Source organism: Mycobacterium angelicum (assembly GCF_002086155.1).
Taxonomy (GTDB): Bacteria; Actinomycetota; Actinomycetes; order Mycobacteriales; family Mycobacteriaceae; genus Mycobacterium; species Mycobacterium angelicum.
The window spans coordinates 20,666-46,024 of the sequence record NZ_MVHE01000021.1 but is presented as its reverse complement, the minus strand read 5'-3'; the positions used below and the strand labels follow the sequence as shown (position 1 = coordinate 46,024).

The 25,359-nt window shown below is 65.8% G+C and carries 25 protein-coding genes; 19 read left to right on the top strand and 6 right to left on the bottom strand.

From position 1 onward, the window contains the following. On the top strand, positions 1 to 621 hold the full coding sequence (locus BST12_RS14785; protein WP_083113874.1) for a hypothetical protein: 621 nt from the start codon (positions 1 to 3) through the stop codon (positions 619 to 621). Here the strand turns inward: BST12_RS14785 and BST12_RS14780 are convergent. Continuing rightward, positions 609 to 1,166, bottom strand: a complete 558-nt coding sequence (locus BST12_RS14780; protein ID WP_083113873.1) for a hypothetical protein — start codon at positions 1,164 to 1,166, stop codon at positions 609 to 611. The genes BST12_RS14785 and BST12_RS14780 overlap by 13 nt on opposite strands. A gap of 14 nt (positions 1,167 to 1,180) precedes the next feature. After that, positions 1,181 to 1,762 (bottom strand): VOC family protein, encoded by a 582-nt coding sequence (locus tag BST12_RS14775; RefSeq protein WP_083113872.1) that lies wholly within the window; start codon positions 1,760 to 1,762, stop codon positions 1,181 to 1,183. Between the two features lie 100 nt (positions 1,763 to 1,862). Between BST12_RS14775 and BST12_RS14770 the strand changes: the two genes are divergently transcribed. Genes BST12_RS14770 through BST12_RS14755 form a run of 4 tightly spaced genes read left to right on the top strand, consistent with a single transcriptional unit; the run spans position 1,863 to position 6,711 of the window. Next, positions 1,863 to 2,480 (top strand): TetR/AcrR family transcriptional regulator, encoded by a 618-nt coding sequence (locus BST12_RS14770; protein WP_139801692.1) that lies wholly within the window; start codon positions 1,863 to 1,865, stop codon positions 2,478 to 2,480. Then, complete coding sequence (locus tag BST12_RS14765; RefSeq protein WP_083113870.1) at positions 2,477 to 3,541, top strand: alpha/beta hydrolase; 1,065 nt, start codon at positions 2,477 to 2,479, stop codon at positions 3,539 to 3,541. Before BST12_RS14770 ends, BST12_RS14765 begins: the two co-directional genes overlap by 4 nt. Continuing rightward, entirely contained in the window at positions 3,532 to 4,488 is a 957-nt protein-coding gene (locus BST12_RS14760) for an NAD(P)-dependent oxidoreductase (RefSeq protein WP_139801695.1), read from the top strand. Before BST12_RS14765 ends, BST12_RS14760 begins: the two co-directional genes overlap by 10 nt. A gap of 39 nt (positions 4,489 to 4,527) precedes the next feature. Next, positions 4,528 to 6,711 carry an acyl-CoA dehydrogenase family protein gene (locus BST12_RS14755; protein WP_083113868.1) on the top strand — a complete coding sequence of 728 codons (2,184 nt, stop codon included), beginning with the start codon at positions 4,528 to 4,530 and terminating at the stop codon, positions 6,709 to 6,711. A 9-nt stretch (positions 6,712 to 6,720) separates the two neighbouring features. Here the strand turns inward: BST12_RS14755 and fadD2 are convergent, their stop codons facing one another. Next, complete coding sequence (gene fadD2, locus BST12_RS14750; RefSeq protein WP_083113867.1) at positions 6,721 to 8,409, bottom strand: long-chain-fatty-acid--CoA ligase FadD2; 1,689 nt, start codon at positions 8,407 to 8,409, stop codon at positions 6,721 to 6,723. Between the two features lie 67 nt (positions 8,410 to 8,476). Between fadD2 and ligD the strand changes: the two genes are divergently transcribed. From ligD to BST12_RS14705, 9 genes are all read left to right on the top strand, one after another. Next, positions 8,477 to 9,712, top strand: coding sequence for a non-homologous end-joining DNA ligase (gene ligD, locus BST12_RS14745; protein ID WP_083113866.1), 1,236 nt, complete (start codon positions 8,477 to 8,479; stop codon positions 9,710 to 9,712). A gap of 32 nt (positions 9,713 to 9,744) precedes the next feature. Then, positions 9,745 to 10,725 carry an ABC transporter substrate-binding protein gene (locus tag BST12_RS14740; protein ID WP_083113865.1) on the top strand — a complete coding sequence of 327 codons (981 nt, stop codon included), beginning with the start codon at positions 9,745 to 9,747 and terminating at the stop codon, positions 10,723 to 10,725. 79 nt (positions 10,726 to 10,804) lie between these two features. Continuing rightward, complete coding sequence (locus BST12_RS14735; RefSeq protein WP_083113864.1) at positions 10,805 to 11,467, top strand: 5-oxoprolinase subunit B family protein; 663 nt, start codon at positions 10,805 to 10,807, stop codon at positions 11,465 to 11,467. A 13-nt stretch (positions 11,468 to 11,480) separates the two neighbouring features. Beyond that, on the top strand, positions 11,481 to 12,350 hold the full coding sequence (locus tag BST12_RS14730; protein WP_083113863.1) for a 5-oxoprolinase/urea amidolyase family protein: 870 nt from the start codon (positions 11,481 to 11,483) through the stop codon (positions 12,348 to 12,350). A 20-nt stretch (positions 12,351 to 12,370) separates the two neighbouring features. Continuing rightward, a complete protein-coding gene (aac(2')-Ic, locus tag BST12_RS14725) occupies positions 12,371 to 12,916 on the top strand; it encodes an aminoglycoside N-acetyltransferase AAC(2')-Ic (protein ID WP_083113862.1) in 546 nt (181 codons plus the stop codon). Positions 12,917 to 13,127: 211 nt separating this feature from the next. Next, the gene (locus tag BST12_RS14720; protein ID WP_083113861.1) at positions 13,128 to 14,525 is read left to right on the top strand and encodes a nitrate/nitrite transporter; all 1,398 of its coding nucleotides are present in this window, start codon (positions 13,128 to 13,130) and stop codon (positions 14,523 to 14,525) included. Positions 14,526 to 14,603: 78 nt separating this feature from the next. After that, positions 14,604 to 15,746, top strand: a complete 1,143-nt coding sequence (locus BST12_RS14715; RefSeq protein ID WP_083113860.1) for a uroporphyrinogen-III synthase — start codon at positions 14,604 to 14,606, stop codon at positions 15,744 to 15,746. After that, the gene (locus tag BST12_RS14710) at positions 15,743 to 16,507 is read left to right on the top strand and encodes a sirohydrochlorin chelatase (RefSeq protein WP_083113859.1); all 765 of its coding nucleotides are present in this window, start codon (positions 15,743 to 15,745) and stop codon (positions 16,505 to 16,507) included. Before BST12_RS14715 ends, BST12_RS14710 begins: the two co-directional genes overlap by 4 nt. A 31-nt stretch (positions 16,508 to 16,538) precedes the next feature. After that, positions 16,539 to 16,988, top strand: a complete 450-nt coding sequence (locus BST12_RS14705) for a TetR/AcrR family transcriptional regulator (RefSeq protein ID WP_083113858.1) — start codon at positions 16,539 to 16,541, stop codon at positions 16,986 to 16,988. 19 nt (positions 16,989 to 17,007) lie between these two features. On the opposite strand, the gene nirD is transcribed toward BST12_RS14705, so the two are convergent. Both nirD and nirB read right to left on the bottom strand, forming a co-directional pair. Next, on the bottom strand, positions 17,008 to 17,364 hold the full coding sequence (nirD, locus tag BST12_RS14700) for a nitrite reductase small subunit NirD (protein ID WP_083113857.1): 357 nt from the start codon (positions 17,362 to 17,364) through the stop codon (positions 17,008 to 17,010). 9 nt (positions 17,365 to 17,373) lie between these two features. Beyond that, on the bottom strand, positions 17,374 to 19,929 hold the full coding sequence (gene nirB / locus BST12_RS14695; RefSeq protein ID WP_083113856.1) for a nitrite reductase large subunit NirB: 2,556 nt from the start codon (positions 19,927 to 19,929) through the stop codon (positions 17,374 to 17,376). 216 nt (positions 19,930 to 20,145) lie between these two features. Between nirB and BST12_RS14690 the strand changes: the two genes are divergently transcribed. Continuing rightward, positions 20,146 to 20,595 carry an Hsp20/alpha crystallin family protein gene (locus tag BST12_RS14690; RefSeq protein WP_083113855.1) on the top strand — a complete coding sequence of 150 codons (450 nt, stop codon included), beginning with the start codon at positions 20,146 to 20,148 and terminating at the stop codon, positions 20,593 to 20,595. Between the two features lie 35 nt (positions 20,596 to 20,630). Here the strand turns inward: BST12_RS14690 and BST12_RS14685 are convergent, their stop codons facing one another. Further along, complete coding sequence (locus tag BST12_RS14685; protein ID WP_083113899.1) at positions 20,631 to 21,392, bottom strand: isocitrate lyase/PEP mutase family protein; 762 nt, start codon at positions 21,390 to 21,392, stop codon at positions 20,631 to 20,633. Positions 21,393 to 21,456: 64 nt separating this feature from the next. On the opposite strand from BST12_RS14685, the gene BST12_RS14680 reads away from it, so the two are divergent. From BST12_RS14680 to BST12_RS14665, 4 genes are all read left to right on the top strand, one after another. Then, positions 21,457 to 21,753 (top strand): hypothetical protein, encoded by a 297-nt coding sequence (locus BST12_RS14680; protein ID WP_083113854.1) that lies wholly within the window; start codon positions 21,457 to 21,459, stop codon positions 21,751 to 21,753. Between the two features lie 77 nt (positions 21,754 to 21,830). Then, a complete protein-coding gene (locus tag BST12_RS14675; RefSeq protein ID WP_083113853.1) occupies positions 21,831 to 22,652 on the top strand; it encodes a hypothetical protein in 822 nt (273 codons plus the stop codon). Between the two features lie 43 nt (positions 22,653 to 22,695). After that, positions 22,696 to 24,612 carry a fumarate reductase/succinate dehydrogenase flavoprotein subunit gene (locus BST12_RS14670; protein WP_083113852.1) on the top strand — a complete coding sequence of 639 codons (1,917 nt, stop codon included), beginning with the start codon at positions 22,696 to 22,698 and terminating at the stop codon, positions 24,610 to 24,612. Beyond that, on the top strand, positions 24,612 to 25,358 hold the full coding sequence (locus BST12_RS14665; RefSeq protein ID WP_083113851.1) for a succinate dehydrogenase/fumarate reductase iron-sulfur subunit: 747 nt from the start codon (positions 24,612 to 24,614) through the stop codon (positions 25,356 to 25,358). The genes BST12_RS14670 and BST12_RS14665 overlap by 1 nt, the downstream gene beginning before the upstream one ends. Position 25,359: the final 1 nt, after the last annotated feature.

Here is a 25,359-nt window from a genome sequence, read left to right as displayed (position 1 = left end):
ATGACCAGGACTCGCGCCCTCACATTGGCCGCTTCCGCGCTAGCGCTGATCGCAACCGCCGCCACCGTCGCCGGCTGCGACCGCCATCCGGCCACGCCGACGGCCGAATACGCGGTTTACGCCGAATACGCACTGACCAACAAGCCGGTGGTGCCCGGCTGGAACACCCGCGTGTTCAACACCCGGGAAGTCCAGGAAGGCCAGAGCATCAGCCTGGACGACAAGACCGGCGTCGTGACCCTGCAGCCGGGTCGCTATCACATCACGGCCAGCTCAATCGTCAACTACTACGACTCGGCGAACCTGACCACCATCCCGATGAATCCCACCCCGGCCGCCGGCTACGCCCGGCTACGGCGTCTCGAAGACGCCACGCCGCCGAACGCCAAACCCACCCTCCACCTGATCAACTCCAGCAATTCGAAGGCACTGTCGGTCGGCACCGGCAGCAACGCCGACGTCATTCCCAGCCTGATGGAGACGTTCCTGAAGGTGGACACCGAAACCAAACTGGTCGTCGAACACCAGGTGGGCGATCAGGTGAAGGACATTTACTTGCAGGTCAACGGCAACGGGTCGATCTGGCACATCAACGCCCGCATCGCGATTCAGCGGCTGTAGTCATAGAACAGCGGGATCCGCCACAGCCGCGTGTCGGGGTCGACCAACAGCCGCGCCATGCTGAGTCGCAATAGCCGAAGAGCACCCCTGATCAGCAGCCAGGCCATGGGAATCTCGATGAGCATCGCCGTGATCACCGACAACCAGGCGTCTTCGGGTCCGGCGGTGAGCAGGTCGAACCACGCGTCGCAGACCAGCAGCACGCCGGTGGTGAACGCGCTGAGCAGCAGCAGCCGGCGTCGCCGATACCCGAAATAGGCCGTCGACGCCATGAAGAAGACAAGCAGCAGATCGAAGCCCACCCAGGTCACCGGCCAGTTGTGGGCGACATACTTCTGCGGCAGCGTCATCGCGAGGTAGCCGATCCATGGAATCAGGATGATGCAGCCGCTCACGATCAGGCCCAGCCTGATGCGCCGCTCACGGGCCAGGACCTGCGGGTCCTCCACTTCGTGCAAAGGCAGCGCAAGCCGGGCGATCAGCTCGCGGCGCTGCGCCGCGGTGAGCGTAGCGATCTGCGCGTCACTCAAAATACCTTCGGTCACTGACGTCTGGGGTGCTAGTGGCCGGCAGCCATCGCGGGCCGCCGGTCGGCCGCGGTCTTGGGCACCGCCGGCGTGTCCGCGCCGGTGAATTCCTTTACCCAGCAAGCGAATTCCAGGGTGACGCCGTCAGGATCCTGGAAGTAGAAGGAACGCACATACACGCCGGGATGCACCGTCTTCGATACCTGCATCTCGCTCTCGTCGTGGTTGAGCACCGGCCCCACCCGCACGCCCTTGTCCTTGAGCCGCTGCCGGTAAGCATCGAATTTCTCGGCCGGCACATGAAATGCCAAGTGGTTCATGGTGCTCACCGCACTGGTGATGTCCCCGATGCCGGGGATGGCGTCCGGCGACGAGACGCCCGGCACCCGATCGGGGGCGTCGGCGAACCAGAAGAAGGCGACGCAGTCGCCGTTGCCGGCATCGAAGAAGAAGTGCTGTCCCTGCCCGCCGGGCAGATCGAGCGATTTGACGAGCGGCATGCCCAGGATGTCGCGATAGAAATGCACGGTGCGCGCCATGTCCGAACACACCAGCGCGACATGGTTGATTCCGCCGAGCTCGAACTCGGTGTTGGTGTTGTGCGGCTTGATCATTTCAGTCATTTCGTGGCTCCCATCGACCCGGGCGGCACTGGCCAGAATCTAAATCTGAATCTAACATCAGATTCAGTTTTGTTCCAGGGAGGAAGTGCCAGTGTCGACCGCACCCGAGTTCCCGACGCACCGCGGTCGGCGGACCCAGGCGGCGATCGACGCGGCCGCGCGAACGGTCATCGCGCGCAAGGGAATCCTGGCCACCACCATCGCCGATATCGCCGCCGAAGCGGGCCGCTCGGCGGCGTCGTTCTACAACTACTACGACTCCAAAGAAGCGATGGTCCGGCAATGGGCGCGGCGCTTTCGCGACGAGGCCAACCAGCGGGCGCTTTCGGTCACCCACCACGGCCTGTCCAACCGCGAGCGCGCGTACCAGGCGGCGGCGGCACATTGGCACACCTACCGGCATCGCCTGGCGGAGGTGATCAGCGTGTCGCAGCTGGCTATGGTCAACGAGGACTTCGCCCAGTACTGGGCCGAGATGTGCGCCATCCCAATTACTTTCATCGCCGATACGGTTCGGCGCGCGCAGGCGCAGGGGTATTGCCCCGGTGACGATCCGCAGTTGCTCGCCGAAGCCATCGTGGCGATGTTCAACCAGTTCTGCTACGTCCAGCTCAGCGGCTCCGGCGAACCCGACGACCAGGCCTGCATCCAGACCCTGGCCAACATCTACTATCGCGCCATCTACAGCGAGGAGGATCGCTCGAATTGACTGATCTCAGCCGGGAATTCGTCGGGCTGCCGTCGCCGACGGCGCCGCGCGCGGGAGCCGGCGGGCACCCCTGCCAGGGGCTGTATCACCGCGTCTCCGGAAGTAAACCGAAGGTGGCGATGATCGCCACGCACTACCAGATCGACTTCTCCGAGCACTACCTCGCCGAGCACATGGCCGCCCGGGGCATCGGATTTCTGGGCTGGAACACCAGGTTCCGCGGTTTCGAGAGCAGCTTTGTGCTCGATCACGCATTGATTGACATCGGGGTCGGGGTGCGCTGGCTACGTGAGACGCAGGGCGTGGAAACGGTGCTGCTGCTGGGCAATTCCGGCGGTGGCTCGCTGATGGCGGCTTACCAGTCGCAGGCCGCCGACCCGCTGGCCGGCGACGGCTACGTCGCGACCGCGGCCCATCCGGGGCGCCCCGACGTGCTGACCGCCTGGATGGACGGCGCCGTCGTCGACGAAAACGATCCCGTCGCAACCGATCCCGAACTCGACCTGTTCAACGAGAAGAACGGACCGCCGTACTCGCCGGAGTTCGTCAGCCGTTACCGTGCCGCGCAGGTCGCGCGCAACCACGCCATCACCGACTGGGCCGAGCAAGAACTGAAACGCGTTCGCGCCGCCGGTTTTTCAGACCGGCCGTTCACCGTGCTGCGCACCTGGGCCGACCCACGCATGGTCGACCCCAGCATCGAGCCGACCAAGCGCGCGCCCAACCAGTGCTATGCGGGTACGCCGGTCAAGGCGAACCGTTCGGCATACGGCATCGCCGCGGCCACCACCCTGCGCAACTGGCTGGGCATGTGGAGCCTGCGGGTGGCCAAGACCCGGGCCGAGCCGCACCTGGCGCGCATCGACTGCCCCGCGCTGGTGATCAACGCAGAGGCAGACACTGGCGTCTTCCCGTCGGATGCGCAGCGCATCTACGACGCGCTGGCCGGTCCCGACAAACAGCGGGCCGCCATCGACACCGACCACTACTTCACGACCCCGGGTGCCCGTGACGAGCAGGCCGACATCATCACCGAGTGGATCACCCAGCGGTGGCCGTAACAGTTCTGGCTCACTTCGTCCCGGGCGCCAAAGTGCTCGATTTCCTTGCCGCCGAAGCGGATTGGCTTGACATACGGTGGTGCGCGGACAGTGACGACACCGCGTTCTACCGGGAGTTGCCCGACGCCGAGGTGATCTGGCATGTGCTACGGCCATTGTCGGGCGACGACCTGCGGCGCGGCCGACGGTTGCGGCTGGTGCACAAACTTGGCGCCGGGGTGAACACCATCGACGTGGATACGGCCACCGACTGCGGCATCGGCGTCGCCAACATGCCCGGTGCCAATGCGCCTTCGGTGGCCGAGGGCACGGTGCTGCTGATGCTGGCCGCGTTGCGCCGGCTGACCGCACTCGACCGCGCGGTCCGCCATGGCCGCGGCTGGCCGTCGGACCCGGAACTGGGCGAGAAGGTGCGCGATATCGGCGGCTGCACGGTCGGCCTGGTCGGCTACGGCAGCATCGCCAAACGCGTCGGCGAGATCGTCGCCGCGATGGGAGCCACCGTGCTGCACACCAGCACCGGCGACGACGGGCGGCCCGGCTGGCGTCCGTTGCCCGAATTGCTCGCCGCCTGCGACATCATTTCGCTGCACCTGCCGCTGACGCCGGATACCCACCATTTGCTGGACCGGGCGGCGGTGGCGCGGATGAAACCGGATGCGGTACTGGTCAACACCTCTCGCGGTGCGGTTGTCGACGAGCAGGCGCTCGTCGACGCGTTGAGCGGCGGGCGGCTGGCCGCCGCGGGACTCGATGTCTTCGAGATCGAGCCGATCGCGCCGGGCAACCCGCTGTTGCGCCTGGACAACGTGGTGCTGTCGCCGCATGTCACCTGGTACACCGCCGACACCATGCGGCGGTATCTCACCCAGGCCGTCGACAATTGCCGCCGGCTGCGCGACGGACAGCCGCTGGCAAACCTGGTGAACCAACCGACCGGTTGTTAGCTTGGTTACGAACCCCCAAAGAGCTAGGGAAGGCGACCAATGCCGATCGCGATAACCCCTGAACATCAAGACCTGGCCGATTCGGTGCGGTCCCTGGTGGCGCGGGTAGCGCCCTCCGAGGTGCTGCACGAGGCGATGGAAACCCCGATCGAGAACCCGCCGCCGTACTGGCAGGCCGCGGCCGAACAGGGCCTGCAGGGCGTGCATCTGGCCGAAGCCGTCGGCGGCCAGGGCTTCGGCATCCTCGAGCTGGCCATCGTGCTGGCCGAGTTCGGCTATGGGGCCGTCCCCGGGCCGTTCGTGCCGTCGGCGATCGCCAGCGCACTGATCGCGGCGCACGACGCGAAGGCCGACGTGCTCTCCGACCTGGCGAGCGGCGCGGCGATCGCGGCCTATGCGCTGGATTCCGGGCTGACCGCCACCCGGCACGGGCCGAAGGACGAGGCGCTGGTCATCCGCGGCGAGGCCCGCGCCGTTGCCGCGGCGGCCCAGGCGTCGGTGCTGGTGCTGCCGGTGGCGATCGACAGCGGCGAGGAGTGGGTGGTGCTGCGCGCCGACCAGCTCGAGATCGAGCCGGTGCAAAGCCTGGACCCGCTGCGGCCCATCGCCCACGTGCGCGCCAATGCCGTCGAGGTCGGCGACGACGCCCTGCTGACCAACCTCAGCATGGCCAACGCGCGCGCTCTGATGTTCACCCTGCTGTCCGCCGAAGCCATCGGTGTGGCGCGCTGGGCAACCGACACCGCGTCGGCCTATGCGAAGATCCGCGAGCAGTTCGGCCGGCCCATCGGTCAGTTCCAGGCGATCAAGCACAAGTGCGCGGAGATGATCGCCGACACCGAGCGGGCCACCGCCGCGGCGTGGGATGCCGCGCGCGCTTGGGACGAGGAGAGCCCGCACGTCGAGTTCGCCGCCGCGGTGGCCGCCACGCTGGCGCGCGCCGCTGCCCAGCGCTGCACGCAGGACTGCATCCAGGTGCACGGCGGCATCGGCTTCACCTGGGAGCACGACACCAATGTGTACTACCGCCGGGCGCTGATTCTCACCGCCGCCTTCGGCCGCGCCTCCGAGCACCCGCAACGTGTGGTGGACACCGCCACGACCAGCGGAATGCGCGCGGTGGATATCGACCTCGACCCCGAAACCGAGAAGCTGCGCGCTGAGATCCGCGCCGAGGTGGCCGCGCTCAAGGACATGGACCGCGAGTCGCGCAAGGTGGCGATCGCCGAAGGCGGTTGGGGGCTGCCGTATCTGCCCAAGCCGTGGGGCCGGGCCGCCGGACCCGTCGAGCAGATCATCATCGCCCAGGAATTCGCCACCGGGCGGGTCAAACGGCCCCAGGTCGGCATCGCGGCGTGGATCATTCCGTCGATCGTGGCGTTCGGTACCGAGGAACAGCAGCAGCGGTTGCTGCCGCCCACGCTGCGCGGCGAAATGATTTGGTGCCAGCTGTTTTCCGAGCCGGGCGCCGGATCGGATCTGGCCGGGCTGAGCACCAAGGCAACCAAGGTGGACGGCGGCTGGCGCATCACCGGCCAGAAGATCTGGACCACCGCCGCCCAATACGCGCAATGGGGAGCGCTTTTGGCGCGGACGGAGCCCAACGCCCCGAAACACAATGGCATCACCTATTTCCTGCTGGACATGAAAAGCCAAGGCGTGCAAGTGAAGCCGCTGCGCGAGCTCACCGGGCACACGTTGTTCAACACCGTCTACATCGACGACGTGTTCGTGCCAGATGACCAGGTGCTGGGCGAGGTGAACCGGGGCTGGGAGGTCAGCCGCAATACCCTTACCGCAGAACGGGTTTCGATCGGCAGCAGCGACGCCAACTTCCTGGCCACGCTGCCGCAGTTCGTGGAGTTCGTGCGCGACGGGCAGTTCGACCAGGTCGCTCATCACCGCGCCGGGCAACTGATCGCCGAGGGGCACGCCGCGAAGCTGCTCAACCTGCGCTCCACGCTGTTGACGCTGGCCGGTGGAGACCCGATGCCGTCGGCGGCAATCTCCAAGCTCCTGTCGATGCGCACCGGCCAGGGTTATGCCGAGTTCGCGGTGTCCTCGTTCGGCACCGACGCGGCGATCGGTGACACCGACCAGTTGCCCGGCGAGTGGGGCGAGTACCTGTTGGCCAGCCGCGCCACCACCATCTACGGCGGCACGTCAGAGGTGCAGCTGAACATCATCGCCGAGCGGCTGCTCGGCCTCCCGCGGGACCCGTAATCGGGACCCTTAGTCGTCGATGTCCATCTCGCGCAACTCGCGCTTGAGGATCTTGCCGGTGGGGTTGCGCGGCAGTTCGTCGAGGAAGACGACTTCCCGCGGCACCTTGTAACGGGCCAGGTGGTCACGCACATAGTGCTTGACGGCGTCTTCGTCGAGGTCGGCGCCTTCCTTCTTGACCACGAAGGCGCGCAGCCGGTGCCCCCACTCCTTGTCCTCGACGCCGATCGCGGTGGCCTCCACGACGGCCTCGTGTCCGCTGATCAGGTCCTCGACCTCGGCCGGGAATACGTTCTCGCCGCCGGACACGATCATCTCGTCATCGCGGCCGCTGACATACAACAGGTCGTGCTCGTCGAAGTAGCCGACGTCTCCGGAGGACATCAGGCCGTCGATGATCTGCTTGTGACCGCCGCCGGTGTAGCCCTCGAACGGGAAGGCGTTGCCGACGAAGATCCGCCCGACCTCGCCCTGCGGCAGCTCCTTGCCGTTGTCGTCGAGGATCTTGACCTTGACGCCCTTGACCACCGGCCCCACCGTCGCGGGGTTGCGCTCCAAATCCTTGGGCCCGGCGATGGTGGCGAACGCGATCTCCGTCGAGCCGTACATGTTGTAGATGACCGGGCCGAAGTCCTTCATCGCGCGGGTGGCCAGCTCGGCGCCCAACTGCGATCCGGACACGAAGATGATCTTCAGGCTGGACAGATCGGGCTTCTTGTCCATCTTCTCGATCGCGTCCAGCAGCCGCGACAGCATCACCGGCACCACGACCATGGCCGTCACCTTGTACTTCTCCAGGTCTTCGAGCACCAGCGGCGGCTTGAACTTGCGCCGCAGCACCAGCGTGGAGCCCAGGAACATCGCGATGGTGCCGTGCAGATAGCCCAGCGCGTGGAACATCGGCGCCGGCAAGGAGGTGATCTCGTTGGCCTTGAACGGCACGTGCGACAGAATGCCGCCAACCGGGGCCAGTGTGGGCGGCGTGCTGCGGTTCGCCCCCTTGGGAGTGCCGGTGGTCCCACTGGTCAGGATGATGATCGAGGCGTGCTTGCTGGCCTTGGGGGCGGGTTCTTTGCTGCTGCGCTCGATCAGCTCGGCCAGCGTCTCGTCCGTGCTGCCCGACGGCTCGTCGGCGTCCGGGTTGGTGCCCAGCGCCCGCAGCTTGCCCAGCTCAGGTTCGGCCTTGCTGACGGCCTTGGTGTACTCGTCGTCGTAGATGATCAGCTTGGCGCCTTCGCGCTCGGACACCTCTTTGATCTGCGGTCCGGAGAATTCGCTGTTGAGCAGGATGATGCGGGCGCCGGTTCGGGCGGCGCCGTAGTTGGCAATGAGGAACCAGCGTGTATTGCGGGCCAGGATGGCTACCCCGTCGCCGCCGGTGATCCCCTTCTCGATCAGGCCGTTGGCCACCGCGTGGGCGGCTTCGTCGAGTTCGGCGTAGGTGAACTCGCCGTCTTCGTCGATGCACGCCGCGCGCTCGGGGTGCCGCCGGGCATTGAGCGAGGGCAGCATGCCGAACTCGCCCCATTTCTGGATATCGGCGGCCATCGCGACGGTTTTGACCGGCGACTCCAGCCGGAACGCTCCCGCTTCGAAGATCTTGCGCACGTAGTGCAGCTCGGACGCGCCGCGTGCTACGTACTGTCCGACGGACTTCTGGATTTTTCCGACCCCGGGCAGATCACTGAGGTTAGGCATAACCTCACAATATGTGACGGCCGTCGCAATGCGGCCAGAGAGTCGGCCGGAATTAGCATGGACTTCCATGACACACCCGGTGTCACTGGAAGTGGCCGGACGCGAGATCACCATCACTCATCCGGGCAAGGTGGTCTTCCCCGGCCCAAACATCACCAAGCTCGACCTGATCCGCTACTACCTGTCGGTGGCCGACGGGGCGCTGCGCGGGGTGGCCGGGCGGCCGATGATCCTCAAGCGCTTCGTCAAGGGCATCACCGAAGAGGCGGTGTTTCAGAAGCGCGCGCCGCAGCAGCGGCCGGACTGGGTGGACGTCGCCGAATTGCGTTATGCCTCAGGCACTTCCGCCGCCGAAGCGGTCATCCACGACGCCGCCGGCCTGGCCTGGGCGATCAACCTCGGTTGCGTCGACCTGAATCCGCACGCGGTGCGGGCCGGCGATCTCGATCACCCCGACGAACTGCGGGTGGACCTCGACCCGATGCCCGGGGTGGGCTGGCAGCGCATCGTCGAGGTTGCGCTGGTGGCCCGCGAGGTGCTCGAAGACTACGGGTTGGCCGGGTGGCCGAAGACGTCCGGCTCGAAGGGCTTTCACGTGTATGCCCGCATCGCGCCGCACTGGACGTTCAAGCAGGTTCGGCTGGCCGCGCAAACCGTCGCCCGGGAAGTCGAGCGGCGTGCGCCCGACGCGGCCACCAGCCGCTGGTGGAAGGAAGAACGCGAGGGCGTGTTCGTCGACTTCAACCAGAACGCCAAGGACCGCACGGTCGCGTCGGCCTACTCGGTGCGCGCCACCCCGGATGCCCGGGTGTCCACACCGCTGCATTGGGATGAGGTGGCCGACTGCGATCCGGCTGCGTTCACCATCGCCACCGTGCCCGACCGGTTCGCCGAGCTGGGTGACCCGTGGGTGGGGATGGACGACGCCGTCGGCCAGCTGGACCGACTGCTGGTCCTCGCCGAAGAACTGGGCCCGCCGGAAAAGGCGCCCAAGGGCGCCAGGAAGAGCGCAGACGGCAGGCGGGTCTCGTCGATGCCGCTCATCGAGATCGCCCGCACCAAGACCCGGGATGAGGCGATGGCCGCGCTGGACACCTGGCGCGCCCGCTACCCCGCCGCGGCCGAGCGGCTGCAGCCGGTCGACGTCCTGGTCGACGGCATGCGCGGGCCGAGTTCCATCTGGTACCGGATCCGGATCAACCTGCAGCACGTGCCCGCCGATCAGCGTCCGCCGCAGGAGGAGCTGATCGCGGATTACTCCCCTTGGGCGGGGCACACGCCCAAGCCCCGGCCACGTAACTGACGGTCCGGTAACACACGCGATACTCTCTCGCTGTGCATCAGGGCTTGAGTCGGCGGGGATTCCTGCAGCTCGCCGGCGCCACAGGGCTGCTCACGGCGTGCTCGGGAGCCAAGCCCGCGGCGGGCAACGCCGGCGGCGGCGCGGTGACGATCACCCACCTCTTCGGACAGACCGTCGTCAAGGAACCGCCCAAACGCGTAGTCAGCGCCGGCTACACCGAACAGGACGATCTGCTCGCGCTGGGCGTGGTTCCCATCGCGATCACCAACTGGTTCGGCGACCAGCCGTTCGCGGTGTGGCCGTGGGCTCAGCCCAGACTCGGCCCCGCGCAACCCGTTGTGCTCAACCTGGACAACGGGATTCAGGTGGATCAGATCGCCGGGCTCAAACCCGACCTGATCGTGGCCGTCAACGCCGGACTGGACGCGGACACGTACAAGAAGCTGTCGGCGATCGCCCCGACGCTGGCGCAGTCCGACGGCGACGCGTTCTTCGAGCCGTGGAAGGACCAGGCCACCGCGATCGGTCAGGCCGTGTTCCAGGCCAACCAGATGAAGTCGCTGATCGACGGCGTGGACAAGCAGTTCACCGACGTCGGCCAGAAGAACGCGCAATGGAAGGGCAAGAAGGCGCTGCTGATGCAGGGCAGGCTCTGGCAGGGCACGGTGGTGGCGACGACGGCGGGCTGGCGCACCGACTTCCTGAATCAGATGGGTCTGGTCGTTTCCGACAGCATCAAGCCCTTTGCCACCGACCCCCGCGCGATCATCCCGCGCGAACACGTCAACGAGGTGCTCGATTCTGCCGATGTAATTATCTGGACCACCGAGAGCCCCGAGGACCAGCAGGCGTTGCTGGCCGACCCCGATATCGCTGCCGCGCAGGCAACCGCGCAGAACCGGCACATTTTCACCACCAAGGAGCAGGCCGGGGCCATCGCCTTCTCGTCGCCGCTGAGCTACCCGTTGATCGCCGATCAACTACCCCCGTTGATCGGCAAGATTCTGGGCTAGCTGAGCGTTTGCTAAGGCACCTCTGGCAGTGCACCAAAATCTCTGGCCGACCCTCTGATCGCGGCGCTACCGTCAAAGAATGAGCCTGCCGAACCTCTCCATGGAGTCGGTGACCGACCCACAGGTCTGCCCCGTTCTCGACTACGGCGATCAAGCGTTGCTGCTGCAATGTGACACCACCCAGAACGTATTGGCGTGGGCGGACGCACTGCGTGCCGCGGCACTGCCCGGCGTGGTCGACATCGTCCCCGCGTCCCGCACGGTGCTGGTGAAACTGGACGGACCTCAATACCAGGGCGCCACCCGGCAGCGGATACGCAAGTTGCGGGTCACCCTGGACGCGGACGCGGGTTCCGAGCACGGCGAGGAGATCCTGATCGACGTCGTCTACGACGGCCCCGATCTGGCCGAGGTCGCCGGTCACACCGGGCTGAGCACCGCCCAGGTCATCAACGCCCACACCAGCGTCCCGTGGCGGGTGGGATTCGCCGGGTTTGCCCCCGGCTTCGCCTACTTGATCGGCGGCGACGCACGGCTACGGGTACCGCGGCGGGCCGAACCACGTACGGCGGTGCCCGCCGGTTCGGTCGCTCTGGCCGGCGAATTCACGTCGATCTACCCGCGCGAGTCGCCCGGCGGGTGGCAGATCATCGGCCATACCGACGCTGTGCTGTGGGATATCCACCGGCCCGACCCGGCGCTGCTGACGCAGGGCATGTGGGTTCGGTTCCGGGCGGCGTGAGAAGGGAGTGCCCGTGACCACTTTGGAAATCCTGCGCAGCGGACCGCTGGCCGTCGTCCAGGATCTGGGCCGCGCGGGTTTGGCACACCTGGGCGTCGGCCGGTCCGGGGCCGCCGACCGCCGCGCTCACACGCTGGCCAACCGACTGGTCGCCAACCCCGATGACCGGGCCACCGTCGAAGTGACGTTCGGCGGGTTCTCGGCCCTGGTCCGCGGCGGCGACGTCGACATCGCGGTGACCGGCGCCGACGCCGACCCCACCGTCAACGGAAAACTGTTCGGCACCAACAGCATTCACCATGTCAAAGACGGCCAGGTGATCTCGCTGGGCACTCCGCGCGCAGGGCTGCGCAGCTACCTGGCGGTGCGCGGCGGCATCGGCATCGAGCCGGTGCTGGGATCGCGCAGCTACGACGTGCTGTCGGCGATAGGCCCGGCACCGTTGCGGTCCGGAGATGTATTGCCGGTGGGCGAACACACCGACGACTACCCCGAACTCGACCAGGCCCCGGTGGCCGCCATCGAGGAACATCTGGTGGAACTGCAGGTGATGCCGGGGCCGCGGGACGACTGGCTGGACGATCCGGACGCGTTGGTACACACGATCTGGATGGCTTCCAACCGCAGCGACCGGGTGGGAATGCGGCTGGAGGGACGTCCGCTGCAGCACCGCTGGCCGGATCGGCAGCTGCCCAGTGAGGGAGCCACCCGTGGCGCGATCCAGGTGCCACCCAACGGGTTACCGGTGATCCTGGGTCCCGATCACCCGATCACCGGCGGATACCCCGTCGCCGGCGTGGTGGTCGATGCGGACATCGACAAGGTCGCGCAGGTGCGGCCCGGTCAATACGTGCGGATGCACTGGGCGCGCCCGCGCGCCTAGCCCCTGGTAGACACGAAACCGTGCACACCCAGGTACACACGGCTCGCCTGGTCCACACCGCCGATCTCGACAACGAGACGCGGCAGGGGATTCATGAAATGGTGCTCGAGGCCTTCGCCGGTGACTTCACCGATGCGGACTGGGAGCACACGCTGGGCGGCATGCACGCCGTGATCTGGCACCACGGCGCGATCATCGCGCATGCCGCGGTGGTGCAACGCCGGCTGATCTATCGCGATAGCGCGCTGCGCTGCGGTTACGTGGAAGGCGTTGCGGTGCGGGAAGATTGGCGCGGCCAGGGCTTGGTGCGGGCGCTGCTCGACGGCGTCGAGCAGGTGATGCGCGGGGCCTACCAGCTGGGCGCCCTGAGTTCATCGGCCCGCGCGCGCCGGCTGTACGCCGCGCGCGGGTGGCTGCCCTGGCTCGGGCCGACCTCGGTGCTGACACCCACCGGCCCCATGCGCACGCCAGACGACGACGGCACGGTGTTCGTGCTGCCGGTCGACATCGAGCTGGATACCTCGGCTGAGCTGATGTGCGATTGGCGTGCCGGAGACGTCTGGTAGTCAGCCAGCTAACAGATAACTGGGATTCAACTTTCAGGCGATATCGGCCCGATTGAGTTGACGGCCTTCACCCGTGTTTGTGAGCATCAATCAAGCGGAGGGCAGGACTGTTCATCGTTTGGCGCCCACCCGGCCAGCAGCGTGGCCGGCATCACATCGACTCGGACACAACGAGGTCCGCCCCAGACTTCCACGAAAGGCGAACACCCGTATGGGCCGCAACCATCGCATCGCGGAGTGGAATCCCGAAGACATCGCGGCCTGGGAGGCCGGCAACGACAAGATCGCCCGGCGCAACCTGTTGTGCACGGTGGCCGGTGACCATGTGGCGTTCTCCATCTGGTCGCTGTGGTCGGTGATGACGCTGTTCATGCCGGCATCCGTGTACGGCTTCACGGCCGGCGACAAGCTGCTGCTGGGTGCGGTCGCCACGTTCGTCGGCGGCTGCGTGCGGATCCCTTACACCTTGGGTATCGCCAAGTTCGGTGGCCGTAACTGGACGGCCTTCTCCGCGTTCGTGTTGCTCATCCCCACCGTCGGAACCATCGTGCTGCTGGCCAACCCCGGCCTGCCGCTGTGGCCCTACGTGGTCTGTGCGGCACTCACCGGCCTGGGTGGCGGCAATTACGCGGCGTCGCTGGCCAACGTCAACGCGTTCTACCCGCAGCGGCTCAAGGGCTGGGCGCTGGCTCTCAACGCCGGAGGCGGCAACCTCGGGGTGGCGGTGATCCAACTGGTCGGGCTGCTGGTGCTTGCCACCGCCGGACATGAAGCGCCGTACTGGGTCTGCGCCGTCTACCTGGTAGCGCTGGCGCTGGTCGGCATCGCCGCTGCGCTGTTCATGGACAACCTGGATCACGGCATCGAAGCCAACACGATGCGTTCCATTCTGTTCGTGCGGCACACCTGGGTGATTTCGCTGCTGTACATCTGCACCTTCGGCTCCTGGATCGGGTTCGCATTCGCCTTCGGTGAGGTGTTGCAGGTCCACTTCGAGCAGGGCGGCGAGAGCATCAAGCACGCGTCCCTGCATGCCGCCCAGATCGCGTTCGTGGGGCCGCTATTGGGTTCGCTGGCCCGGATCTACGGCGGACGGCTGGCGGACCGTATCGGCGGTAGCCGCGTCACGCTATGGGTACTGGGCGGCATGACCGTGGCCGCGGGGCTGCTGGTCGCTATCAGCACCCTGGACGACAATCACGTCAGCACCAGCACCATCACGCTGGCGGGTTCCGTCGTCGGCTTCATTGCGCTCTTCATTCTGGCCGGCATGGGCAACGGGTCTGTGTTCAAACTGATTCCGTCGGTCTTCGAAGCCCGCAGCCGCGCGCTGAATCTCAGCGACGCTGAACGCCGCCACTGGTCACGCGCCATGTCGGGATCGCTGATCGGCTTCTGCGCGGCGGTCGGAGCGCTCGGCGGGGTGGGCATCAACCTGGCGCTGCGGGAGTCCTATTTGCGCAGCGGCACCGAAACGTCGGCGTATTGGATGTTCTTGGCGTCCTACGTGATTGCCGCCCTGCTCACCTGGGTCATGTACGTGCGCAGGCCGTCTTCGGCAGCCGCGGTCCCGCAAACGAAGGCTGAGTGCGCCGCAGCGGGGGTGTAATTGACACTGGCGCAGAGAGCAATGCGTCAGCAATTGCGCGGTAACGCAATGGAAATTTCTTAGGCATACAAACGTCATATGGCCCAGCCCGAATCTGCGCCACTGACCGGCTACCGGGTCGCGGTGACGTCAGCTCGCCGCGCCGAGGAGCTTTGTGCACTGCTGCGCCGTCAGGGCGCCGAGGTCTGCAGTGCGCCCGCGATCAGCATGATTGCACTTCCCGATGACGATGAGCTGCACCGCAATACCGACGCATTGATCGTTAACCCGCCTGACATATTGGTGGCGCACACCGGCATCGGCTTTCGGGGCTGGGTGGCCGCCGCCGAGGGGTGGGGGCTGGCCAACCAACTCATCAAGTCGTTGTCGGCCGGCCGGATAGTCTCACGCGGCCCCAAAGCCACCGGGGCGCTGCGTGCCGCCGGGCTGCGCGAGGAGTGGTCGCCGGAATCCGAATCCTCACAGGAGGTGCTGGAATACCTGCTCGATTCCGGGGTATCCGGCATGCACATCGCCATCCAGCTGCACGGCGCCGCCGACGCGTGGGATCCGTTCCCGGAATTCCTCACCCAATTGCGTTCGGCGGGGGCCGAAGTGATGCCCATCCGGGTGTACCGCTGGAAGCCGACACCGTTGGGGGGTGAGTTCGATCAGTTGGTCACCGGGATCGCCCGGCGGCAATTCGACGCGGTCAGTTTCACCTCGGCACCCGCGGCTGCGGCGGTACTGGAACGCGGCCGCGAATTGGACATCGAGGACCAACTGGTGGAAGCGCTGCGCACTGCGGTGCACGCGATGTGCGTCGGTCCAGTGACCTCGCGCCCACTGATCCGGCGGGGCATCCCGACGTCCTCTCCGGAACGAATGCGGTTGGGCGCCTTGGCCCGACACATCGCCGAGGAACTGCCCGTGTTGGGCTCCACCACCGTCAAGGCCGCCGGTCACGTTATCGACATTCGCGGGACCTGCGTGCTGGTAGACGGTTCGGTCAAGACGGTGTCGGGTTCGGGAATGGCGATTCTGCGTGCGCTGGCGCAGCGCCCCGGTGACGTGGTGGCGCGCAATGACCTGCTGGGCGTACTGCCCGGCAACGGCGACGACACCCACGCAGTGGACACCGCCGTGCTGCGGCTGCGAACGGCCCTGGGCGACAAGAACATTGTGGCAACGGTGGTCAAGCGTGGGTACCGGCTCGCGGTCGATTCCGGGCGTGACCTATGAGTCTGATTCTGACGGCACACGGTACCCGCAGAGCGTCCGGCATCGCGATGATCGGGGATCTCGCCGAGCAGGTGAGCCGGTTGGTGGACCAGAGCGTGCAGGTCGCTTTCGTCGACGTGCTGGGACCTACACCCGGCGAATTGCTTTCGGGTCTCAGCTCGGCGCAACCGGCAATTGTGGTGCCGGCCTTCCTGTCTCGCGGCTACCACGTCCGCGCCGACCTGCCGGGGCACGTGGCGGCCAGCGGGCATCCGAGTGTCACCGTCACTCCCGCCTTGGGGCCGGGCCCGGAAATCGCGCGGATAGTCGCTCGGCAATTGGTGAAATCTGGCTGGCGGACTGGTGATTCAGTGATTCTCGGCGCCGCAGGTACCTCGGATCGGCGGGCACAGGCCGACCTGTGCCACACCGCCACCTTGCTATCCGCGCTGATCGGGTCCCGAGTCGACCTGGGATTCGCGGCCACCGGGCAGCCGGATATCTACCAGGCGGTGGCCGCCGCCCGGCGCCGCGGCGCACATCGCGTAGTGGTCGCGTCTTATCTGCTTGCCGACGGGTTGTTTCAAGAGCGGCTGGCCGGTTGCGGCGCCGATCTGGTCACCGGACCGCTGGGCTCCGACCCCGGGCTGGCGCGACTGATTGCCAACCGATTCCGCCAGGCCCTGCCGCGCCGAACGGGCGCCTGCCGCGTTCGCCACCTGTCGAATTGCGTGGAGCACAAAGCTTTGCTGGTGAGGCACGCCGGTAGCAGCGGCGCTTGATCTTTGGTGATATCCGGGTGATCCTGGCAACATGGCCCGTCAAGAAGAGCAGTCGCGTGGACTGCTCGACCCGGTGGCGAAGATGCTGCGGTTACCTTTCGGCACACCGGAGTTCATCGACCGCATCGTGACCGGAAGCGTCAACCAGGTAGGCCGGCGGACGCTGTACATGCTGATCACCACGTGGGATGCCGCCGGCGGCGGGCCGTTTGCCGCCAGCGCTGTCGCATCAACGGGCTTGGCCAAGACCGCCGAAATCGTGCAATCCATGTTCATCGGGCCGGTTTTCAACCCGCTGCTCAAGATGCTCGGGGCGGACAAGATCGCTGTCCGCGCGTCGTTGTGCGCCTCGCAGCTGGTAGGACTGGGCATCATGCGCTACGGGGTGCGCTCAGAGCCGCTGCACTCGATGTCGGTAGACGCGCTCGTCGATGCTATCGGCCCGGTGATGCAGCGTTACCTCGTCGGAAAAATCGACTGAGTAGCCCTCCGAACCGGGCTCAGGCGGCCATCCGGGCGACCTGGATGTAGCCCTCCGGCGTCACCCGTGCCGGGTACACCGGCACCGAGACCCGCGGATCGTCAAGGCAGGAGCCGTCGTCAAGGGCGAAAGCCTGCTTCAGGATCGGGGATTGGACTGTCGCGCGACCCGCACGGTCGCCGACGATCCCGCGGGACAGCACGGCCGCACCGGAGAACGGGTCGACATTGCCCACCGCACGCACCGTGCCGTCGTCCAGCCGGAACAGCGCCGCCTGGCTGCCGTCGTCGAGTAGCACGCCGACGCCGCGCCCGGGAATGAGGTGGTTGTAGTCGCAGGCGGTAGTCCACACCTGAATGTCGTTGAGAAGCGTCATGATTCCTCCCTAGTTCGATCTAACGCGGGGAATACCAATGGGCACAGGTACTTTGCGCCCGGCACGTTCGGTGAATGTCACTGTCGAGTCGACCGCCTCTGGGGCGTTGACGAATGAGACGAACCGCGACAGCTTGTCCGGGTCCTCCAGCACGCCCTTCCATTCGCACTGATAGTTCGCCACGTGGCGCTCCATCGCGGCCTCGAATTCCTCGGCCAGGCCCAGCGAGTCGTCGCACACGACCTCGCGGACGTGGTCGAGCCCAAGCGCTTCCACCCACGGCGCCGTGCGCTGCAGCCGGTCCGCGGTGCGGATGTAGTACATGAGGAACCGGTCGACGTAGCGGGTCAGCGTCTCGGTGTCGAGGTCGCTGGCCAGCAGCTGGGCGTGCTTGGGGGTCATGCCGCCGTTGCCGCCGACGTAAAGGTTCCAGCCCTTTTCGGTGGCGATGATGCCGACGTCCTTGCCGCGCGCCTCGGCGCACTCCCGCGCGCAGCCCGAGACACCCAGCTTGATCTTGTGCGGCGCCCGCAATCCGCGGTAGCGCAATTCGAGGTCGATGGCCAGCTGCACCGAATCCTGTTGGCCGTAGCGGCACCAGTCGCTGCCCACGCAGCTCTTGACGGTGCGCAACGCCTTGCCGTAGGCGTGGCCGGATTCCATGCCACCCTCGACCAGCCGCTTCCAGATCAGCGGCAGCTGGTCCACCCGGGCACCGAACATATCGATGCGCTGGCCGCCGGTGATCTTGGTGTAAAGGCCGAAGTCCTGCGCGATCTGGCCGATCAGAATCAGGTGCTCGGGCTTGATGTCGCCGCCGGGCACCCGCGGCACGATCGAGTAGCTGCCGTTCTTCTGGATGTTGGCAAGGAAGTGGTCATTGGAGTCCTGCAGTGCGGCCTGCTCGCCCTCCAGAATGTGGTCGGAACCGGTCGATGCCAGGATGGACGCGACCACGGGTTTGCATATGTCGCAACCACTTCCGCGGCCGAAGCGCTCCAGCAGCCCGGAGAACGTCCGGATCTCGGTAGCCGAAATGATCTCGAACAACTCCGCCCGCGACTGGCTGAAGTGCTCGCACAGCGCCTTGGACTGTTCCACGCCTTCGGCTTCCAGCAGCTGCTTGAGCAGCGGCACGCACGATCCGCACGAGGTACCGGCTGAGGTGCAGGACTTCAGCGACGGAACATCGGCGCACCCGTCGGCGATCGCACACTTCAGATCGCCCTTGGTGACGTTGTTGCAGGAACAGATCTGTGCCGAATCCGGTAGTGCCCCAATGCCCAACGCGCCGGCGCCGTCGCCCGACCCGGCCGGCGCGATCAACGCCAGCGGATCCCCGGGCAACTCACTGCCGACCATGGGCCGCAGCACTCCGTAGGAGGAGGCGTCGCCAACCAGCACGCCGCCGAGCAGGGTCTTGGCGTCGTCGGAGAGCACCAGTTTGGCGTAGGTGCGATTCACCGCGTCGTTGACGGCGACCTCGAGGCAGTTCTCGGTTACCCCCATCGCGTCGCCGAAGCTGGCGACGTCGACGCCGAGCAGCTTGAGCTTGGTCGACAGGTCGGCTTCCGGGAATTCCGCGGCGCCGTCCAGCAGCCGGTCGGCCACCACTTCGGCGCTGGTGTAGCCGGGGCCGACCAGGCCGTAGCACACCCCCTCGATAGCGGCGACCTCACCGACCGCATAAATGTCGGGATCGCTTGCCCGGCAGGATAAGTCGGTGAGCACGCCGCCGCGTTCGGCGATCGCCAGGTCGGCCGCCCGCGCCAGTTCGTCGCGAGGACGGATGCCGGCGGCGAAGACCACCACGCCTGCGTCGATCACTTCACCATCGCTCAGGGTCAGCCGCATCGACTCCGAACCCGCAATGGATTCAATCGATTTGGTGCCGACACCGGTGTGGATGGCAATTCCGAGGTCGGTGATCATCCGGGCCAGCAGGGCACCGCCGGCCTCGTCGATCTGTTGTGCCATGAGGCGCGGCATCATCTCGATGACGTGGGTCTGCAATCCGAACTGACGCAGTGCATTGGCGGCTTCCAGGCCCAGCAGACCACCACCGATGACCACACCGGCACCGTTGTCACCGGCGGCCACCGTGCGCTGGGCACCGGCCTTGATGGCGTCGAGGTCGTCCAGAGTGCGGTAGACGTGGCAGGCGGGCAGGTCGTGACCGGGCACCGGCGGCACGAAGGCGTAGGAGCCGGTGGCCAGGACCAGGGCGTCGTAGCTGTGACGTACGCCATCGGCGGTGACCACCGTCTTTGTCGTGCGGTCGATTTCGGTGACCCGCGTGTTCAGCAGCAGCCGAACCAGCCCGTCACCGGCGTAATCGTTACCGGGCAGCGCCAACAGTCCGCGGTCCCAGCTTTCGGTGTAGGACGTCAGTCCTACGCGGTCGTAGGCGGCGTCGGCCTCCTCGGCCAGCACGGTGATCTGCCAGGAGCCGCTGGTGTCACGGGCGCGGAGCGCCTCCACGAACCGGTGGCCCACCATGCCGTGCCCGACCACGATGACGTGACGGGAGTCACCACGCGCGCGCGCAGTTCCGGCTGAAGACATGGTTTGAAGGTTAAGGGCGGCAAATTACCGGAAAATCGCCTTATGTGACGGGCGGATGACGACCTCCTCACCTCCTGTGAATCCTCTGTGTGACTGCGTTCGCCGCGGGCGAACACCCAGGTGGAACTTTAGTGTGGCCGACTCATGTTTGATCTAGTAGCCGACCGGCTCAGCGCCGGACACAGCTAACTCACAACCAAACGTAAGGAGTTATCCATGAGTAATCTCGCCTTGTGGTCGCGTCCGGCCTGGGACACCGATCGGTGGATCCGCGACTTCTTCGGCCCGGCCGCCAGAGTGGACTGGAACAAGCCCGTGACCAGTGGCTTTAATCCTGCCGCGGAGGTCATCAAAGATGGTGACGACGCGGTGGTCCGCTTGGAATTGCCCGGCCTCGACGTCGAGAAAGACGTCAATGTCGAGGTGGATCGGGGCCGTTTGGTCATCCACGGCGAACACCGTGACGAGCACGCAGAAGACCAAGACGGGCGCACTCTGCGGGAAATCCGCTACGGCTCGTTCCGGCGGTCCTTCCAGTTGCCCGCGCACGTCACCAGTGAGGCCGTCTCGGCTTCCTACGAAGCCGGCGTGTTGAGCGTCCGAGTATCCGGTGTCCACAAAGATCCAGCGGGAACGCAGGCGCAGCGCATCGCGATCTCGAAGTAGCCACTGATCCGGCGGGGCCGCACGGCTCCGCCGGATCACCTCCAGCGGGCCAGCAACTCCTTGGTACGGGCCGATAGGGCGTACTGCAGAAACGGCCCGAAGCTGATCCGGCCGACACCCAGCGGGGCGAAGGAGGCCGGGTCGTCCTGGTCGGGCAGCGCGATCGCGTTGATGGGAAGGGGCAACTCGGTTGCCAAGCGCCGCAACAACTCTGGATCATGACGGCCGACCGGATACAGCACGTCGGCGCCAGCGGCGGCGGCTTCGACCAGCCGCGCCACCGCCCGTTCAACCCGGTTGGATTCGTTACCGTCCTGGCGCAGAAAGAGATCCGTGCGAGCGTTGATCACGACATGCACGCCGGCCGCATCCGCCGCCGATCGCAACGCGGCGACCAATTCGGCATGCTCGCCGGAAGACCGCAATCGCTTGCCCTCCGAGTGCACCGTGTCTTCGATGTTCAACCCGACCGCACCCACGCTCAGCAATCCCTCGATCAGGCGCGCCGGCGGCAGCCCGTAGCCGGATTCGATGTCTACCGACACCGGAACATCGACCGCCGCGGTGATTTGGGCGACCCGGGCCAGCACGTCATCGAAGGACATGCCTTCGCCGTCGGCCTTGCCGATCGAATCGGCCAGCGGGTGGCTGCCCACCGTGAGGGCGGCGAACCCGGCGCCGGCGGCCAGTCGAGCCGACCACGCGTCCCACACCGTCGGCAGCACCACCGGGTTACCCGGCTGGTGCAGTTCCAGCAGCTTCTGGGCACGTTCGGCCGATGACATGTGACCCGACATGGACTGTGGATAGTATCGGTTGGCGTACTGTGATCCGTAACACCCGTGAGCCCAGGGAGCATCCGTGTCCGCCACTGCTGAAATCAACGAACTGCACGACCTCATCGGCGGCCTGCGGCGGTGCGTGACCTCGCTGAAGACTCGCTACGGCGACAACCCGGCGATGCGCCGCCTCGTCATAGACGCCGATCGCATCCTCAGCGACATCCAATTACTGGACACCGACGTTGCCGAATTGGACTTGGATCGCGCCACTGTGCAGCATTCCGCCGAGATGATCGCCATCCCCGACACCGAATACGACCGCGATTTCTGGCGCGATGTCGATGACGAGGGTGTCGGGGGTCACAGCAGGTACTGACCAACGAAGCCCCCCTAATTAGGGGGCTCTCAGTCTGTGTACCCTTCGACAGACAGCCCGTTCGAAGGAACAGTAGATTGAGCGCACCCACGGCGAACCGTCCTGCGTCCGGCGTTTTCTCGCCCACCAGGGCACAAATACCGCAACGGACCCTCCGCACCGATGCCTGGTGGTGGCCACCGCTGCTAACCAATCTCGGGTTATTGGCGTTCATCGTCTATGCGACGACCCGGGCATTCTGGGGCAGCGGCTACTGGGTGGAGAAATACCATTACCTGACGCCCTTCTACTCGCCATGCGTCAGCGCATCGTGCGCCCCGGGCGCTAGCCACCTGGGTGTCTGGTTCGGACATTTCCCGTGGTGGATTCCCTTGGGCGCGATGGTATTACCGTTCCTGCTCGGGTTCCGGATTACCTGCTATTACTACCGCAAGGCCTACTACCGATCGGTGTGGCAGTCGCCGACCGCCTGCGCGGTGCCTGAACCGCGTGCGCACTACACCGGCGAAACCCGGTTTCCCCTGATCATTCAGAACAGCCACCGCTACTTCTTCTACTTCGCGACGATCGTGTCGCTCATCAATACTTACGACGCGATAACGGCGTTCCATTCGCCCACTGGTTTCGGGTTCGGTTTGGGCAACGTGATTTTGGTGGTCAATGTGCTGTTGCTGTGGGCATACACTGTCTCCTGCCATTCCTGCCGGCACGTTACCGGTGGCCGGCTGAAGCATTTCTCCAAACACCCGGTGCGGTACTGGATCTGGACGCAGGTCAGCAAGCTGAATACCCGGCACATGATGTTCGCCTGGATCACGCTGGGCACCCTGTCACTGACCGACTTCTACATCATGCTGGTATCCAGCGGCACCATCACGGATTTCAGATTCATTGGCTGATAAGCCATTTGAACAATTATCAGAATTGAGCTAGCGAGGTTTCATGGTTGAGGTCGAACGGCACTCCTACGACGTGGTCGTGATCGGTGCCGGCGGCGCGGGTTTACGTGCGGTCATCGAGGCGCGCGAACGCGGCCTGAAGGTCGCGGTGGTGTGTAAGTCCCTGTTCGGCAAGGCCCACACGGTGATGGCCGAGGGCGGCTGCGCGGCCGCGATGGGCAACACCAACCCGAAGGACAACTGGAAGACCCACTTCGGCGACACCATGCGCGGTGGGAAATTCCTCAACAACTGGCGGATGGCCGAACTGCACGCCAAGGAGGCTCCGGACCGCGTCTGGGAGCTCGAGACCTACGGTGCCCTGTTCGACCGCACCAAAGACGGCAAGATCAGTCAGCGAAACTTCGGCGGGCACACCTACCCCCGGCTGGCCCACGTCGGCGACCGCACCGGCCTGGAGCTGATCCGCACCATGCAGCAGAAGATCGTGTCGCTGCAACAGGAGGATTACGCCGAACTGGGCGACTACGAGGCCCGGATCAAGGTGTTCGCCGAGTGCACGATCACCGAGCTGATCAAGGACCAGGACAAGATCTCCGGCGCGTTCGGATACTGGCGGGAAAGCGGCCGGTTCATCTTGTTCGAGGCCCCGGCGGTGGTGCTCGCCACCGGCGGAATCGGCAAGTCGTTCAAGGTGACGTCCAACTCCTGGGAATACACCGGCGACGGGCACGCCCTGGCGCTGCGCGCCGGCGCCTCGCTGATCAACATGGAGTTCGTCCAGTTCCACCCGACCGGAATGGTGTGGCCGCCCAGCGTGAAAGGGATTCTGGTCACCGAGGGCGTTCGCGGTGACGGCGGAGTGCTGAAGAACTCCGAGGGCAAGCGGTTCATGTTCGATTACATCCCGCCAGTGTTCAAGGGCCAGTACGCCGAAACCGAGCAAGAAGCCGATCAGTGGCTCAAAGACAACGATTCGGCTCGACGCACCCCCGACCTGCTGCCCCGCGACGAGGTCGCCCGCGCGATCAACTCCGAGGTCAAAGCCAACCGCGGCACCCCGCACGGCGGGGTGTACCTGGACATCGCGTCCCGGCTGACACCCGAGGAGATTCAGCGGCGGCTGCCCTCGATGTACCACCAGTTCAAGGAGCTGGCCGGGGTCGATATCACCAAGGAGCCAATGGAAGTCGGGCCCACCTGTCACTACGTGATGGGCGGTGTCGAGGTCGATGCCGACACCGGCGCGGCCACCGTCCCCGGGCTGTTCGCCGCGGGTGAGTGCTCGGGCGGCATGCACGGTTCCAACCGGCTGGGCGGCAATTCGCTGTCCGATCTGCTGGTCTTCGGGCGACGCGCCGGGCTGGGTGCCGCCGACTACGTGCGGGCACTGAGCAGCCGCCCGTCGGTGTCTCAGGACGCGGTCGACGCGGCGGCCAAGATGGCGCTGAAACCTTTCGAAGGGCCGAAAGACGGTTCGGCACCGGAGAATCCATACGCACTGCAGCTCGACTTGCAGCACGTGATGAACGACCTGGTCGGCATCATCCGCAAAGAGGACGAGATCGCCAAGGCGCTGACGCTGTTGGGCGAGCTATGGAAGCGCTACCAGAATGTGCAGGTCGAAGGTCACCGCCAGTACAACCCGGGCTGGAACCTGGCAATCGACCTGCGCAACATGTTGCTGGTCAGCGAATGCGTGGCACGGGCTGCGTTGCAGCGCACCGAAAGCCGCGGCGGCCACACCCGTGACGACCATCCCAGCATGGACGCCAACTGGCGCAATAGCCTGCTGGCCTGCCGCATCAACAACACCGAGGTCGATGGTGCACACATCAGGATCGATCGGCAGCCGCAGCTACCCATGCGGCCGGACCTGCTGGAACTCTTCGACATTTCCGAGCTGGAGAAGTACTACACCGACGAAGAGTTGGCCGACCATCCAGGACGGAGTGCGTAATGGGCTACAACGCTAGCTTGCAAGTGTGGCGCGGCGACGAAAGTGGCGGCGACCTACGCGATTTCACCGTCGAGGTCAACGAGGGTGAAGTGGTGCTCGACGTCATCCACCGGCTGCAGCAGACGCAGGTGCCCGATCTCGCGGTGCGCTGGAACTGCAAGGCGGGCAAATGTGGATCATGCTCGGCGGAGATCAACGGCAAGCCCCGGCTGATGTGCATGACCCGGATGTCGACGTTCGCCGAGGACGAGGTGGTCACCGTCACCCCGCTGCGTACCTTCCCGGTCATGCGCGACCTGGTCACCGATGTCTCGTTCAACTACGAAAAGGCCCGCGAGATACCGTCTTTCGCGCCACCGAAGGATTTGCAGCCCGGCGAGTACCGGATGGCACAGGTCGACGTGCAGCGCTCGCAGGAGTTCCGCAAGTGCATCGAATGCTTCCTGTGCCAGAACGTCTGCCACGTCGTGCGTGACCACGAAGAGAACAAGCAGGCGTTCGCCGGGCCGCGCTTCCTGATGCGCATCGCCGAGCTCGAGATGCATCCCCTGGATACCCGGGACCGGCGCAACGATGCTCAGGAAGAGCACGGCCTGGGCTACTGCAATATCACCAAGTGCTGCACCGAGGTGTGCCCGGAGAACATCAAGATCACCGACAACGCGTTGATCCCGATGAAAGAACGGGTCGCCGATCGTAAGTACGACCCCGTGGTGTGGCTGGGTAACAAGCTGTTCCGCCGCTAGC